We start from the raw sequence: 13664 nt of genomic DNA on the forward strand, positions 1-13664 counted from the left end.
AGGCACCTCACTCCATGCAGATGCAGGGCAGCTTCTGGCCGTCAGCCATCAGGGTAACGCTGTGGCGCATCAGGTACTTCTGAAAGAGGTAGACCTGATCGATCGTCAGCGAGATGAACTCGCCATCCATATTGGTGCGCACCAAAATGACCGGGCCGGTCAGATAGTGCTTGCCTGCCAGCTTCAGCACCTGTGCCGGGTTGTAGCTGAGCAGCAGTGAGCTGCCGGGGATGTTCAGATATGCATCATCTTCGTCAAAGCAGGGCAGAATGTCGGGAGCCTCGTCCAGCGTGATGACTGTCAGTTCCATATCCGGGGCGATGGCAGCAAAATAGATCTCGCCGCTGCCCCTGCTCTCCGACAGTGCCGCACAGATGTGCATATCAATGGTGACTTCCTGGGAACGAATAATGGGATTAGAATCATTTTTCATAGGCGTTTTCTCCTTTTTTCTAAAGAAAAAGACCCAACCGGGTCTTTCCAATTCATATCCTGTCAGCGTTCTTCACTGTGCTGACGCTTTTTCTGCCACTGCTCCAGCAGCTTGATGATGGTATCTTCCATCTGTTTGGGCGTATAGCTGCGGGGAAAGTATTTTCTCAGGGTGTCATTTTTTATGGTCACTGTATCAAGCTCGCTCTTTTTCTCCTCGCCCATAATGGCAACGACCGTCTCCGTTGTAAAAGTTCCATCCTGAGCCAGCTTCTTGATACGCTTTGCTTGTGAGACAGAAGGAAAGTTCTGGGTATCATCCATTGCCCGGATCACTTCCTGCTGTTGTTCAGGAGAAAGATAGGAAAGCTCCACAGCAGGATTGAAGGACACGGTTTTGTTATCCACCATGTCCAGCAGTTCTGGAATAAGGTTGGTCAGACGGATGAAACGTCGAACAGTCTCACGACTTTGATTATTCTCTGCGCCCAGCTTTTCATTGCTCCGCAACTTCGACACAACTTGTGTCGAAGTTAAATCTGACCTTGTACCTTGATTTTTTATTGCGTCCAGCTTCATTTTGTAGGCAAATGCGCGTTCACTGGGCAGAATATGCTCACGCTGCAAATTGCTATCTACCATGAGGATTATGGCAGCATCATCGTCCATCTGGCGCACAATGACCGGCAGGGTTTCCAGTCCGGCCAGCTCCGCAGCGTGTTGACGGCGGTGCCCGGAGATAATTTCATAGCCGCCCTTCGGTCTGGGGCGGGCAATCAACGGCGAAAGCACACCGTACTGCTTGACACTTTCCACGGTATCGCTCATAGAATCATCGTCCAGAACCTTGAAGGGATGGTTCTTGAATGGAAACAGCTCTCCAATCGGAATCTGCCGCACCTGCTCGCGCTGTTCTTCCTGCCGGGATTCTTCGGTGGAAAAAATATCATCGTAGCTGCTCAGACTGGCGTTTACGCTGCTTTTCGGCATCGGCCAGCACCTCCTTCGTCAGAGATTTATAGGCTTCTGCCACTTTGCCTTTCGGGTCATGGACAAAGATGCTCTTACCCGCCGCGCTGATTTCCGCTGCACGGACGGAGTGTGGAATCGTCTGACCGAACACTTTGATGTGCTTTCCGTATGCCTGCCGGATCAGCGTGTCGATTTGTCGGCCATAGTTGGTGCGGTTATCTGTCATCGTCAGCAGGATACCTTCGATTTTCAGCTTTGGGTTGATCTGCCGATGCACCTTGTTGATGGTCTGCAAAAGCTGTTCCAGACCTTTCGCGGAAAGGTACTGTGCCTGTACGGGTATCAGAGCAGTGTCTGTCGCCGCCAGCGCGTTGATGGTCAGCATCCCAAGGGAAGGAGTACAGTCCAGCAGAATATAGTCATATTCCTGCCTTGCGCTGTCCAAGACCTGTTTCAACATCTTTTCGCGGCTCATGGTATTGACAAGGGCAACTTCCATCCCTGCCAACTCTATGTTGGCTGGGATGAGGTCTACTCCCTCTGCATGGTGCAGCACACCTTCACCGGGTGGAATGCACTGATCGTTCATAGCTTTTGCCATCAGGGTGGAAAGGGTAGTGGGCAGTTCATCGGGCTGCTGCCAGCCCATGCTGATGGTCAGGCTGCCTTGTGGGTCGGCATCCACCAACAGGACTTTTTTGCCCTCCATCGCCAGCCCGATGCCCAGATTTTCACAGGTAGTGGTCTTGCCGGTGCCGCCTTTCTGGTTGACGATGGCAATCGTGGTTGCTTTCTTTGAAATTTTCATCACCTCCGATTCGCTAAGTCGTGGTTGGTTTGGTTTTGATAGGAAAGCTGCATGGTGGTGGGTGCGTTGTACAGAGAAGCGAGCAGGTATTGTTTCATGTTTCGGATCGGGCTGCTGTTCTCTGCAAGGCACTTCAACACAAATTTGATGTGGTCGGCGTTCAGCTTCATAAACCGGCTACGCACTACCTCGGCAGGGCGGTCATCCCCGGCAATCCGCAGCATCTTTCGCTTGGTCGCACAGGTATCCACCAGCAAATCAACAATCTGGTAGATAATATCCTCATCATCTGGGCAAAGCCGGAGAAGAAGCTCGACCTCCAAGGACTGAGAAAAATATTTTTCAAGTTGTTCGCGCTGGCTCATCCCGTCGGTTTCTTCCGAATTGAAGGGATAAGTCTCATTCATCTCAGTATTATTCTTATCAGTCTTATTACATCGTGGTTTTGCAGGGTCTTGACTTGCGCTTTTGAAGCCTCCAGATTCGTGATTTTCACGATTCTGGAATCGTGTTTTTGAAGAATCTGCCGAAAAGTTTTTCACATACACCAAACTTGGCCTTCCTAAACCTCTGCGTTTTCGTTCAATCAAACCAAATTCTTCAAGCTCCCGCAGCAACTTCGTCGCTTTGTTGTCTGCGCAACACAATGACCTCTTGACATCCTCGATCGTGAAGATGATGAACACCCGGTTCTGCTCGTCCAGCCAGCCGTTTTTGGCTGACAGGCTCATCCGATCCAGCAGGATACCGTAGAGCGTCTTGGCATCCGTGGACAGGCTCTGGAACCGCTGCTCCTGAAAAAGAGCCTTTGGAATGCGGTAGAAGGAGAAAAGCTCTCCAGTCTGTCCGTAGAAGTAGTCAAGGGTCATGCGGTTGGTTTATGGATAAAAAACAGCAAAAATACATCGGCATCGTTGAGAAAACCTCCTTGTCAATACTTTTGGGGAAAATAAAAAGCGCAACTTTGATGTGTAAAATCAAAATTGCGCTAAGTAAGCTGTCAGAAAAAACTTTTCTCGTAAATGACCTTCTCTCTGAGCAAAACCCATTGACACACTTAAAAATTGGGTGGTAAAATTGCCTTGTAGGCGGAGCATGATTCCTGGAAGCAGGATGCAGCTGTGAACCTTTTTGGTGGATAGAACGTATCAACGCGATATTAAGCCTGTCCCCGCACTTTCGTGTGGGGGTGTGTTTCGATACCGTTCGGGAGAGCGCTTGCATGGCATGCAAGAGGTCACCGGTTCGATCCCGGTATTCTCCACCAAAAAGCACTGTACTTCATAGGAAGTATGGTGCTTTTCTTTTTGCTGGAGCCGGTTTTTGGGGGCTGCATTGCTTCGCCTGCACCGTTTTCAGGCATTTGCAGGCGGTTCCTATACAACCCCCAGCTTTTGACTTTACACCATTTTCAAAAAGGACTGTTTGCCGCCCGTTTTTTCAGCAGGCTGTCGCATCATCCCCCCTCAATAGATGCGGCAAAAGGCGGTGGTCTCCCACAATAAGGGAAGCCACCGCCTTTGTTGATTATCGGATAAGCCAGCCGTAATCCTGCCTGCAATCTACCACATAATCTGCATAAACCGTATTATCTACGATCTGGAAGATGAGCATATAGCGTTTTTCAAACAAGATGAACCGGTAAGCATTTTTAGGAATGTATTCGCCTCTGAGCCATGGGCAGCGCTGCGGCATCTGCTCCAAAGACTTTGCAGCCTTTTCAAATTCGACTGTAAGCCGCTCTGCTGCTGCAGGGCTGACCTGTGCCAGAAATGCGGCGTGGGACACCAGCATCTGAGCGGCCCGTGCTGACACGATCACGCGGTATTTATTTTGCTGCTCCATGTCCGGCGGCCTCCTTGATCGCGCTGCGCATCATGGAAGTGACCTCATCAACCGAATAGCCCTCGCTTCCACGCATCCGGTCCTCTTCCACGGAAAGCAGCTCTTCACGGAGCTTCAGCATTTTTTCCCGGCGGTTGTAGGTTTCGATGTCCATGACGACCAAGTCACCCTCGCCGTTCTTGGTGAGAAAAATCGGCTCAGCGGTTTCTCTGCATAAATCAGCGATCTCATTGTAGTTCTGACGAATCGCTGCGGATGGACGGATATTCATAAAAGCACCTCCTGCTCCTGTGTGACCCGTGATAGTAAAATTCTAATTATATTATATCTATATTGTGCAACGAAGTCAATGCGGACGGTTATCACTTGATTCTCCATTTGCTGACTTTAATCCGAATATTCATTTGTGGTTTCCCACAATTTCAGCTTACAAAAAAATGAGATAGGCGACCCCTTCCGGGGAAGTCTATCTCATCTTTCGTAGGAGGCTGTTGCAGCAGCCTCGCTCTTTCCCAATACTCTATACACAAAATCAGGCAGTCACACGGCGGGGCATGGCTGCGGGCACAGGCTCCACAAGGGCCGGATGCATTCCCTCTCGATAATCCAGATCACCCTGATCCAGACCGCGCAGCAAAACCTCTGCGGTGGCAATGTTGGTGGCAATGGGTACGCCGTGCATGTCGCACAGGCGGAGCAGATTCTGCTCCGTGATGCTGGAAGCGTCTGCCTTCAGCGGGTCGCGGAAGAACAGCACCAGATCCACCTCATCACAGGCAACGCGGGAAGTGATCTGCTGCACACCGCCCAGTTTTCCGGAGAGATAGCAATGTACCGGCAGACCGGTGGTCTGTGCCAACATCCGTCCGGTGGTACCGGTGGCAATGACTGTGTTTTTGGACAAAATGGCACTGTAAGCAGTACAGAACTGCAGTGCAAGCTCTTTACGGGAATCATGTGCAAGAATGGCGATCGTCATATTGCTCTCTCCTTTGTTCCAAGTATAGTGTTGTGTGTGACGAACAACTTTCTCATTGGAAAGTGAAATGAAGTGAAATCGTTATCAAATTATCCAATATAGTTTTACCGCATCGAAATAGGGGTTGTCAAGGGGTTTTTTGTACTTTTTACAAAACAAAATGGAGAAAGTAAGACTATATCTTTGTGAGAAGTGCAGGAAACTGGGATACATTCATCCATATCAGGGGACGATTTAAACGGGCCTGCTGAAAACAAAATTCAAAAATTGTATTTTTTGCAAAAACAGTCTGTCTGTGTGAAACAAAAATACAGGCTGACGCAATTTGCACCAGCCTGTATTTGAAAAAGCTTTTCAGATCCTTTTGCCAAATGATGAATTGAATGGAGAAATCGCTCACTCCCGATCTTCACACGCGGAAGGTGGGTTCAGCGGGTCTGTCCATTGCCGCGGATGATATATTTGTAGCTGCACAGCTCGGCCAGTCCCATGGGGCCGCGGGCGTGGAGCTTCTGGGTGGAAATGCCCATTTCGCACCCAAGGCCAAACTCGCCGCCATCCGTAAAGCGGGTGGAGCAGTTCACATACACAGCGGCGCTGTCCACAGCAGCGGTAAACAGATCCGCGTGGGCCTGTGTCCGGGTCAGGATGGCCTCGCTGTGGCCGGTGGAATGCCGGGCGATATGATCGATGGCTTCCTCCACGCTGTCCACCACTTTGACGGCAAGGATATAATCCAGAAACTCGGTGTCAAAGTCTTTTTCGCCGGCAGGCGTGCCAGCGATTATGGCGGCGGCGCGCTTGTCAAGACGAAGCTCTACCGGATGCAGACCCTTTGCAATGCGGTCCGGGCCAAGCCGCTGGGCCAGACGGGGAAGAAACTCCCCGGCAATGGCAGAGTGCACAAGGCACACCTCCTCGGCGTTGCAGACGCTGGGACGGCTGGCTTTTGCGTTCTCGATGATGTCCAGTGCTTTGGAAAGGTCGGCAGTGTCGTCTACATAGATATGGCAGATGCCGGTGCCGGTCTGGATACAGGGCACCTTGGCGTTCTCCACGCAGGCCCGGATGAGCCCTGCACCGCCGCGAGGGATCAGCAGATCCACATAGCCTACGGCGGTCATCAGAGCGTTGGCAGAGGCATGGGTGGTGTCCTCGATCAGGCAGACCGAAGTCTCGGGCAGACCGGCCTTTTTCAGGCCCTGCCGCAGAACGGTGACGATGGCGTTGGCACTGCGCCAGGCCTCCTTGCCGCAGCGCAGGATGCAGGCGTTGCCGCTTTTGATGGCAAGGGCGGCGGCATCGCTGGTCACGTTGGGACGGCTCTCGTAGATGATGGCGATCACACCCATCGGTACGGCGGTCTTTTCGATCACAAGGCCGTTGGGGCGCTCTACCCGGTTCAGCACCCGGCCCACCGGGTCGGGCAGGGCGGCAACCTCGCGGATGCCCTGCGCCATGGCTTCGATGCGCGGAACGGTTAGGGCCAGACGATCCAGCATCACATCGCTGATGTGCCCTTTGGCAGCAGCCATGTCCTCGGCGTTGGCGGCAAGGATGGCAGACTGGTTCTGCGCATCGCATAAAGCGTCCGCCATGTCCAGCAGGGCAGTGCTGCGGGCAGCGTTATCGGCCAGTTCAAGGGCGCTTTTGGCGCTGCGGGCCGCTTCCAGAATTTGCTGTGTCGTCATAGGTTCAGTCCTCCTTGTGGCCGGTAAAGCGGGTACCTGCGGGCTTGCCCGCGGCAATGTCATACAAAAGTTCCGGGTGCGCACCGTTTGCAATGACCATGTCGGCACCGCTGCCGGTCACCATGCGGGCGGCGCGCAGCTTGGTGGCCATGCCGCCGGTGCCAAGGGCGGAGCCCGCGCCATCGGCCAGTGCCATCACCGCAGGGGTGATCTCCTGCACCAGCGGGATGAGCTTTGCATCCGGGTGGGTGTGGGGATTGGCCGTGTACAGGCCGTCGATGTCGCTCAGCAGCACCAGCAGGTCGGCCTGTGCACAGCAGGCCACGATGGCCGCCAGTGTGTCGTTGTCGCCGATGGAGGTGATCTCATCGGTGGCTACTGTGTCGTTCTCATTGATGATGGGCAGTGCACCCAGCTCCAGAAGGCGGGACAGGGTGTTCTGGAAGTTCACCCGGCGCTCGGTGTGCTCCACGTCCACGCCGGTGAGCAGGATCTGCGCCACAGTGTGATTATAGGCATTGAACAGACGATCGTAGGTGTACATCAGCTCACACTGTCCCACAGCGGCACAGGCCTGTTTGGTGGAGGTATCCTTTGGGCGGGTCGGCAGAGAAAGTTTGCCTACGCCCATGCCGATGGCGCCGGAGGACACCAGAATGACCTCGTGGCCTTCGTTTTTCAGGTCGCTCAAAACCTCGACCAGCTTTTCGGTGTGGCGGATGTTCAGCCGCCCGGTGGCGTATGCCAGAGTAGAAGTGCCTACTTTCACAACGATGCGCATGATTCCATTAACCCTTTCCCATTTCCTTAGTCTTATTGTACGAGGCGATGACGGCATCCATCACCGCACCGCGCAGGCCACGCTCTTCCAGCACGCGCACGCCCTGAATGGTGCTGCCGCCGGGGCTGCATACGGCATCCTTGAGTTCGCCGGGATGCTTTCCGCTTTCCAGAACCAGCTTTGCGCTGCCCAGAACCATCTGTGCGGCATATTCCTGCGCTTTGGTGCGGGGCAGGCCGCAGGCCACACCGCCGTCGGCCAGAGCCTCAATAAACTGGTACACCCATGCCGGGCCGCAGCCGGAAACGCAGCTGGCAGCATCGATCAGACTTTCCGGCACGGCGTCCAGACGGCCCGCGGGAGCCATGATCCTGAGGAACGCTTCCTCTTCTTCTGCGGTAACATTGGAAGAGCAATACTGGATCATGCCTTCGCCCACCGATGCCGGGGTATTGGGCATGATGCGGATCACAGGAAAGTCCTCACCGGCCAGCTCCTGAATGCGGGCGATCGAAAGGCCTGCTGCCATGCTGCACAGCACAAAGCGCTTGGGGCGCTCGTCCAGCGTGAATCTGAGCGGCTCCAGCAGTGCTTCCATCATCTGGGGCTTCACGGCCAGAAAGATCAGGTCGCAGTCACCGGCCACCTCAGCATTGGTGGCTGTTTTGCAGCCCAGTTCCTTGGCCAGTGCCTGTGCCTTGGCCGCAGTGCGGTTTGCCAGAAAAACCTTCTTGGGGTCAACAGCTTTGCAAACGGCACGGGCGATGGCTCCGCCCATGTTGCCGCAGCCCAGAAAACCAATGGTATCCATCATAGTTTGTACCCTCCCTCAAAACGGCACTTAATTCACAGTCGTCTGCTCCCATTCTAAGCGCAGAGGAATATAAAATCAAGGGCCTTTTCCGCTTTTTTGCCGGAAGAAGCCGCTTTTGCAGGCGTTGCACACCGCCGGAAGGGTCTTTTGGGGGCAGAGAAATGGCTTTTGAAGCGAGAAACTGCCGGAGTGAAACACAGGAAATCATTCTTTGTTTACAAAATGGACAGAATCAATGCTTGCAATCGGGACGGCTTTTGCGGTATTATAATGTACAAAGCTGCCAATCGCCGTACGCAGCGGGAAAAATTTCTACGGTCGGGAAAGGAAGGTTTTTGTGTCACAAACAACGAAGCGGGCACTGGAAGCATCGCTGAAAAAGCTGCTGCTGGAAAAGCCCCTCAATAAGATCACGATCAACGATATCACCGAGGACTGCGGTGTGAACCGCATGACCTTCTACTACCACTTCAAGGATATTTACGATCTGGTGGACTGGATCCTGACGGAAGATGCAACCAAGGCGATGGAAGGCTGCCAGAGCTTTGATACATGGACCGAAGCGTTTCTGGACATCCTGCACCAGATCCGGGATAACAAAGCACTGGTGCTGAACGTATACCGTTCTGTGGGCCGTGAACAGGTGGAGCAGTATCTCTACAAGCTTCTGGATCCCATGCTGAAGGAATTTGCGGATCGCGAATGCCACGATATCACCGTGCAGGACGATGACAAGCAGTTTGTGGTGGATTTTTACAAATATGCGCTGGTGGGCGTGGGGCTGGAATGGATCCGCCGGGACATGAAAACGGATCCTGCTGTGATGGTAGAACGTACGGGACGGATGCTGCAGGGGGATCTGCGCCGCGCGTTATGCCGCCTTGCCAGCAATAAGATCCATTTGGAACAGGACGGCTGAACCGGAAGAACGACAAAATTTTATCATAATCTGCGCCGTGATGGGTTTTCTATCACGGCGCTTTTTCTGTTTATGGCAACTTGTGGGATAGAGTGGTAGAGTAATGGCATAGAAATAGAAAAAGAGATTTCCGAAAAATACCGTTTGGAGGAAAAGGATAATGAATACTTCTGTTGAGAGCCTGACTCATAAAATGCAGCGTGCTGCCGTTGGTAAAATGGTGGACGTGGTGCTTTCTCATGCCGATAAAGATCGTCAGAAAACCGTGGGACAGCTGGTGGATGTTGCAAAGCAGTTCTATGGCAGTTCGTTCAGCGCTGAAGCCTACGAACACGCCAGACAGACCCTGACCGACCCCGACAGCAAGTGGTCCAAGCTCATCAACTGTGTGCTGGATCAGACCGACCCCAACGTGGCCCGCACTATGGCGCTGAATCTGGGCTATGAAGCCTTCTTCCGCGGCACCAAGACCATCCGCGAAAACCGCGTGAAGTACCAGTGCAACATTCCGTGGCTGATCCTGTTCGACCCCACTTCTGCCTGCAACATGCATTGCGTGGGCTGCTGGGCTGGCGAGTATGGCAACAAGAACAACCTCAGCTTTGAGGATATGGACAAGATCGTTACCGAGGGCAAGGAGCTGGGCGTATACCTGTACATGCTGACCGGCGGCGAGCCGCTGGTGCGCAAGGCCGATATCCTGAAGCTGGCGGAGAAGCACAATGATGTGCAGTTTGCCATCTACACCAACTCCACCCTCATCGATGAGCCCTTCTGCAAAGAGGTGGTGCGTCTGGGTAACATTGCCTTCATGCTGTCCATCGAGGGCACCCCGGAGACCAACGATGCCCGCCGTGGCGAGGGGCACTATGCCGCTGTCATGAACGCGATGGATCTGCTGAAGAAGTACGGCATCATCTTTGGCACATCCATCTGCTATACCCGTGATAACATCGAAGCTGTCACCAACGACGAGTTCATGCGTTTCCTGTGCGAGAAGGGTGCACACTTCGGCTTCTACTTCCACTACATGCCCGTGGGCAACGAGGCAGCACCGGAGCTGATGCCTACCCCGGAGCAGCGCAAATATATGATCGACCGCATCCGCTATCTGCGCTCGGAGGCCTGCGATATCCCGTTCTACCCCATGGACTTCCAGAACGACGGTGAGTTTGTGGGCGGCTGTATTGCCGGCGGCCGCAACTACTTCCACATCAACTCGGCCGGTGATGCAGAGCCCTGTGTATTCATCCACTACTCCAATGCCAATATCCACGACCAGAGCATTCTTGAAATTCTGCACAGCCCGCTGTTCATGGCTTATCACAACGGCCAGCCCTTCAACAAGAACCATCTGCGTCCCTGCCCGATGCTGGAAAACCCCGAGCTGCTGCAGAAGATGGTGCACGAGACCGGTGCCCACAGCACCGACCTGCAGTCCCCGGAAAGCGTGGAGCACCTGTGCGAGAAGTGCAAGAGCTACGCCGCCAACTGGCAGCCCACTGCGGACGAGATCTGGTCCCACACCAGGATCCGCGAAAGCCGCTACGAGAACTACAAGGATTGGAAGCCCTCACAGCCCATTGAAAAGTAATCTTCGGCAAACATCATCATAAAAAGCAAAGGCCCTGCGTTCGAAAGAACGCAGGGCCTTTGTGATACAGGGCAGGGGAGATGCTTATTGCTTTTCGGCAGACGGTTCCGGGGCAGGCGAAGCATCGTCCTCCGGGTCACCGAAATTGTCGTGGTAGGTCTGAAGCATGTCGAGCTCTGCATTGCGCTTCAAGCCGTGGATGACCAGCTTTTTGATGATGTCATAGATGACAGCAAACAGCGGTACACCCACAATCATGCCCACAAAGCCCCACAGACCGCCGAACAGCAGGATGGCGAACAGGACCCAGAAGCTGGAAAGACCGGTGGTGTTGCCCAGGATCTTGGGGCCGATCACATTGCCGTCCAGCTGCTGCAGGACCAGCACGAACAGCACGAACCACAGTGCCTTGATGGGGTTCTGGATGAGAATGAGCAGGGTGGCCGGAACCGCACCGATGAACGGGCCAAAGAAGGGGATGACATTGGTCACACCGATGATGACCGACACCAGCAGTGCACTGGGAAATTTGAAGATCAGACAGCCGATATAGCACAGCACGCCGATGATGGCGGAATCCATGATCTTGCCGTTGATGAAGCCGCCGAACATCTTATCGGCATACTTCGCTTCTTCCTTGATGAGCTCTGCCCAGCGGGGCTTGAAGATGCTGTAGAGCACCAGCTTGCCCTGCTGCACAAAGCGCTTGCGGCTGGCCAGCATGTACACGGCCACGATGATGCCGATGACCAGATTCTTGGCTACCGTTACAATGTTCAGCACACCAATGGCGGCACCGCTGACGATGTTCTGCATGGAGGGCAGGAGCCGGGTCTTGATCAGATCATCGAAATTGGTGCTGATGGTGGCATAAGCAGAGTTGAGCATGTTCATGATCTGCTGGTTGTTTTCAATGAACTCCACATGATTCGCCCACTGCACGAACTTTGCAAGGTTGCGCTGTGCAGTGTAGTACAGGGTGGTCACGCTGGTGATGAGCTGCGGAATGATCATCATACACAAAGCGTAGATGAGGAGCAGACCGAACAGGATGGTCAGTGTAATAGACAGCACATTGACCAGACCATGCATCTTTTCCGGAATGAAGCGGCGCAGAAAGCTCTCGATGGTGTTGCATACGGGCTTGAGCAGGTAGGCGATGACGGCACCGTAGATGAACGGCATCAGAATGCCGGTCAGGGTCGAGATCGCGTTGCCAAAACCGTCAAAGCGGTAGATCAGGAAGAAAAAGATGATGCTCAGGGAGATTGCTCCGAACCCGGCCAGCATCCCGTAAAGATAGGGCTTGATGTGCGGCTTTTTGTCCATCATGTGATAAACTCCATTCCTGCCGCAGGCAGCAGGAATACCCACGACACATGTTAGATTTTGTTGCTCCTGCGCCAGATATGCATCTTTTCGGCTTCCTTGATAAGGTCTTCGCGGAAGTCGGGATGTGCAACGTTGATCAGGGCCTCAGCTTTTTCCCAGGTGGTCAGGCCCTTCAGGTTCACGCAGCCGTACTCGGTGCACAGGTAGTGGATGTTGGCACGAGTATCGGTGACGATGCTGCCGTTTTCCAGAGTGGGACGGATGCGGCTCTCAAGCTGGCCGGTCTTCTTATTAAAGAAGGTAGAGGACAGGCAGATAAAGCTCTTGCCGCCCTTGGAAAGGTATGCGCCCAGAACGAAATCCAGCTGACCGCCGGCACCGGAGATGTGCTTGAGGCCTGCAGTCTCGGCGTTCACCTGACCGAACAGGTCGATGTCCACAGCGTTGTTGATGGAAATAAAGTTATCCAGTGCGGAGATGCTGCGGATATCGTTGGTGTAGTCCACGGGTGCAGACATGCACTCCGGGTTATCGTTCAGGTAATCGTACATTTTCTGGGTGCCGGCACCGAAGGCGTAGACCTGACGGCCCTTGTCCAGCTGCTTGCATGCACCGGTGATCTTGCCGGCCTTGGCGATATCCACAAAGGCGTCCACATACATTTCGGTGTGCACGCCCAGATCCTTCAGGTCGCTCTGTGCAATCAGGCTGCCGATGGCATTGGGCATACCGCCGATGCCCAGCTGCAGGCAGGCACCGTTGGGGATCTGCGGAACGATCAGGTTGGCGACCTTCAGATCCACTTCGGTAGCAGCACCGGGAGCGGCCATCTGGCCAATGGGAGGATTCTCGCCTTCCACGATGCCGGTGACCTGAGAAATGTGGATGCAGTTCTCCATGCCGCCAAGGCAGCGGGGCATGTTCTTGTTGACTTCAACAATGATCTTCTTGGCTTTTTCGCACACAGCGCCCAGATGAGATGCACTGGGGCCGAAGTTGAAATAGCCGTGCTCGTCCATGGGGGTCACCTGGAACACGGCCACATCCAGCGGGTCCGGGCTCTCACGGTAGTAGCGGGGCAGCTCGGAATAACGGATGGGGGAGTAAAAGGAGAACCCCTGTGCAATGGCCTTGCGCTCAATGCCGCCCATGTGCCAGCTGTTCCAGGTCATGTGTGCGGCGGGGTCGTCGATCTGGAAGATCGCGGGCACCCACATCAGGATGCCGCCGCGGAAGTTGACGCCCTCCAGCTCCGGCAGACGCTTTGCAAGCTCGGCATCCACCGCCACGGGGGTGTTCACTGCCCAGCCGTAGTCCACCCAGTCACCGCTTTTGACCAGTGCGGCAGCCTGAGCGGCGGTCATTTTTTTCTGAGCATACAGTTCCGTAAAATCCATTATAAACCATCCTCTCCTATAATAACATAAAGGAATTGTAAATTTATCATTTACACTTCCTGCACGGACAGATCTTTGCAGGTTATTTACCGGTTTTTGG

The 13664-nt window shown here is 53.9% G+C and carries 14 protein-coding genes; 2 read left to right on the plus strand and 12 right to left on the minus strand.

From position 1 onward, the window contains the following. Positions 1–7: 7 nt before the first annotated feature. The 10 genes from ACNSPV_RS08920 to proC all read right to left on the minus strand — a co-directional run bounded on the left by ACNSPV_RS08920 (position 8) and on the right by proC (position 8322). Complete coding sequence (locus tag ACNSPV_RS08920) at positions 8–433, minus strand: hypothetical protein (RefSeq protein ID WP_348583683.1); 426 nt, start codon at positions 431–433, stop codon at positions 8–10. A 62-nt stretch (positions 434–495) separates the two neighbouring features. After that, the gene (locus tag ACNSPV_RS08925) at positions 496–1422 is read right to left on the minus strand and encodes a ParB/RepB/Spo0J family partition protein (protein WP_291017149.1); all 927 of its coding nucleotides are present in this window, start codon (positions 1420–1422) and stop codon (positions 496–498) included. Then, positions 1379–2212 (minus strand): ParA family protein, encoded by an 834-nt coding sequence (locus ACNSPV_RS08930; RefSeq protein ID WP_348583682.1) that lies wholly within the window; start codon positions 2210–2212, stop codon positions 1379–1381. The genes ACNSPV_RS08925 and ACNSPV_RS08930 overlap by 44 nt, the downstream gene beginning before the upstream one ends. Further along, positions 2212–3081 (minus strand): DUF6017 domain-containing protein, encoded by an 870-nt coding sequence (locus tag ACNSPV_RS08935; protein WP_348583681.1) that lies wholly within the window; start codon positions 3079–3081, stop codon positions 2212–2214. The genes ACNSPV_RS08930 and ACNSPV_RS08935 overlap by 1 nt, the downstream gene beginning before the upstream one ends. A gap of 658 nt (positions 3082–3739) precedes the next feature. Next, positions 3740–4057 (minus strand): type II toxin-antitoxin system RelE/ParE family toxin, encoded by a 318-nt coding sequence (locus tag ACNSPV_RS08940; RefSeq protein WP_339394693.1) that lies wholly within the window; start codon positions 4055–4057, stop codon positions 3740–3742. Then, complete coding sequence (locus ACNSPV_RS08945) at positions 4041–4328, minus strand: type II toxin-antitoxin system Phd/YefM family antitoxin (RefSeq protein WP_270193517.1); 288 nt, start codon at positions 4326–4328, stop codon at positions 4041–4043. Before ACNSPV_RS08945 ends, ACNSPV_RS08940 begins: the two co-directional genes overlap by 17 nt. Positions 4329–4589: 261 nt before the next feature. Next, complete coding sequence (locus ACNSPV_RS08950; RefSeq protein WP_177986569.1) at positions 4590–5036, minus strand: methylglyoxal synthase; 447 nt, start codon at positions 5034–5036, stop codon at positions 4590–4592. 428 nt (positions 5037–5464) lie between these two features. After that, positions 5465–6727 (minus strand): glutamate-5-semialdehyde dehydrogenase, encoded by a 1263-nt coding sequence (locus tag ACNSPV_RS08955; RefSeq protein ID WP_348583680.1) that lies wholly within the window; start codon positions 6725–6727, stop codon positions 5465–5467. A gap of 4 nt (positions 6728–6731) precedes the next feature. Continuing rightward, positions 6732–7508 carry a glutamate 5-kinase gene (gene proB, locus ACNSPV_RS08960; protein WP_348583679.1) on the minus strand — a complete coding sequence of 259 codons (777 nt, stop codon included), beginning with the start codon at positions 7506–7508 and terminating at the stop codon, positions 6732–6734. 7 nt (positions 7509–7515) lie between these two features. Continuing rightward, positions 7516–8322, minus strand: coding sequence for a pyrroline-5-carboxylate reductase (proC, locus tag ACNSPV_RS08965; protein WP_249238512.1), 807 nt, complete (start codon positions 8320–8322; stop codon positions 7516–7518). A 337-nt stretch (positions 8323–8659) separates the two neighbouring features. Between proC and ACNSPV_RS08970 the strand changes: the two genes are divergently transcribed. Continuing rightward, positions 8660–9241 (plus strand): TetR-like C-terminal domain-containing protein, encoded by a 582-nt coding sequence (locus tag ACNSPV_RS08970; protein WP_339394697.1) that lies wholly within the window; start codon positions 8660–8662, stop codon positions 9239–9241. A 160-nt stretch (positions 9242–9401) separates the two neighbouring features. Continuing rightward, a complete protein-coding gene (locus ACNSPV_RS08975) occupies positions 9402–10835 on the plus strand; it encodes a radical SAM protein (RefSeq protein ID WP_348583678.1) in 1434 nt (477 codons plus the stop codon). Positions 10836–10919: 84 nt separating this feature from the next. On the opposite strand, the gene ACNSPV_RS08980 is transcribed toward ACNSPV_RS08975, so the two are convergent. Then, on the minus strand, positions 10920–12167 hold the full coding sequence (locus ACNSPV_RS08980) for an AI-2E family transporter (RefSeq protein ID WP_348583677.1): 1248 nt from the start codon (positions 12165–12167) through the stop codon (positions 10920–10922). A gap of 50 nt (positions 12168–12217) precedes the next feature. Then, complete coding sequence (locus ACNSPV_RS08985; protein WP_348583676.1) at positions 12218–13564, minus strand: butyryl-CoA:acetate CoA-transferase; 1347 nt, start codon at positions 13562–13564, stop codon at positions 12218–12220. Positions 13565–13664: the final 100 nt, after the last annotated feature.

This window comes from Faecalibacterium sp. 3 (assembly GCF_048323735.1).
Lineage (GTDB): Bacteria > Bacillota > Clostridia > Oscillospirales > Ruminococcaceae > Faecalibacterium > Faecalibacterium wellingii.

Excerpts from the sequence above, each read along its gene's own strand:
- ACNSPV_RS08920 (WP_348583683.1), bottom strand. The coding sequence starts at position 433 with ATGAAAAATGATTCTAATCCCATTATTCGTTCCCAGGAAGTCACCATT.
- ACNSPV_RS08925 (WP_291017149.1), bottom strand. The coding sequence starts at position 1,422 with ATGCCGAAAAGCAGCGTAAACGCCAGTCTGAGCAGCTACGATGATATT.
- ACNSPV_RS08930 (WP_348583682.1), bottom strand. The coding sequence starts at position 2,212 with ATGAAAATTTCAAAGAAAGCAACCACGATTGCCATCGTCAACCAGAAA.
- ACNSPV_RS08935 (WP_348583681.1), bottom strand. The coding sequence starts at position 3,081 with ATGACCCTTGACTACTTCTACGGACAGACTGGAGAGCTTTTCTCCTTC.
- ACNSPV_RS08940 (WP_339394693.1), bottom strand. The coding sequence starts at position 4,057 with ATGGAGCAGCAAAATAAATACCGCGTGATCGTGTCAGCACGGGCCGCT.
- ACNSPV_RS08945 (WP_270193517.1), bottom strand. The coding sequence starts at position 4,328 with ATGAATATCCGTCCATCCGCAGCGATTCGTCAGAACTACAATGAGATC.
- ACNSPV_RS08950 (WP_177986569.1), bottom strand. The coding sequence starts at position 5,036 with ATGACGATCGCCATTCTTGCACATGATTCCCGTAAAGAGCTTGCACTG.
- ACNSPV_RS08955 (WP_348583680.1), bottom strand. The coding sequence starts at position 6,727 with ATGACGACACAGCAAATTCTGGAAGCGGCCCGCAGCGCCAAAAGCGCC.
- proB (WP_348583679.1), bottom strand. The coding sequence starts at position 7,508 with ATGCGCATCGTTGTGAAAGTAGGCACTTCTACTCTGGCATACGCCACC.
- proC (WP_249238512.1), bottom strand. The coding sequence starts at position 8,322 with ATGATGGATACCATTGGTTTTCTGGGCTGCGGCAACATGGGCGGAGCC.
- ACNSPV_RS08975 (WP_348583678.1), top strand. The coding sequence starts at position 9,402 with ATGAATACTTCTGTTGAGAGCCTGACTCATAAAATGCAGCGTGCTGCC.
- ACNSPV_RS08980 (WP_348583677.1), bottom strand. The coding sequence starts at position 12,167 with ATGATGGACAAAAAGCCGCACATCAAGCCCTATCTTTACGGGATGCTG.
- ACNSPV_RS08985 (WP_348583676.1), bottom strand. The coding sequence starts at position 13,564 with ATGGATTTTACGGAACTGTATGCTCAGAAAAAAATGACCGCCGCTCAG.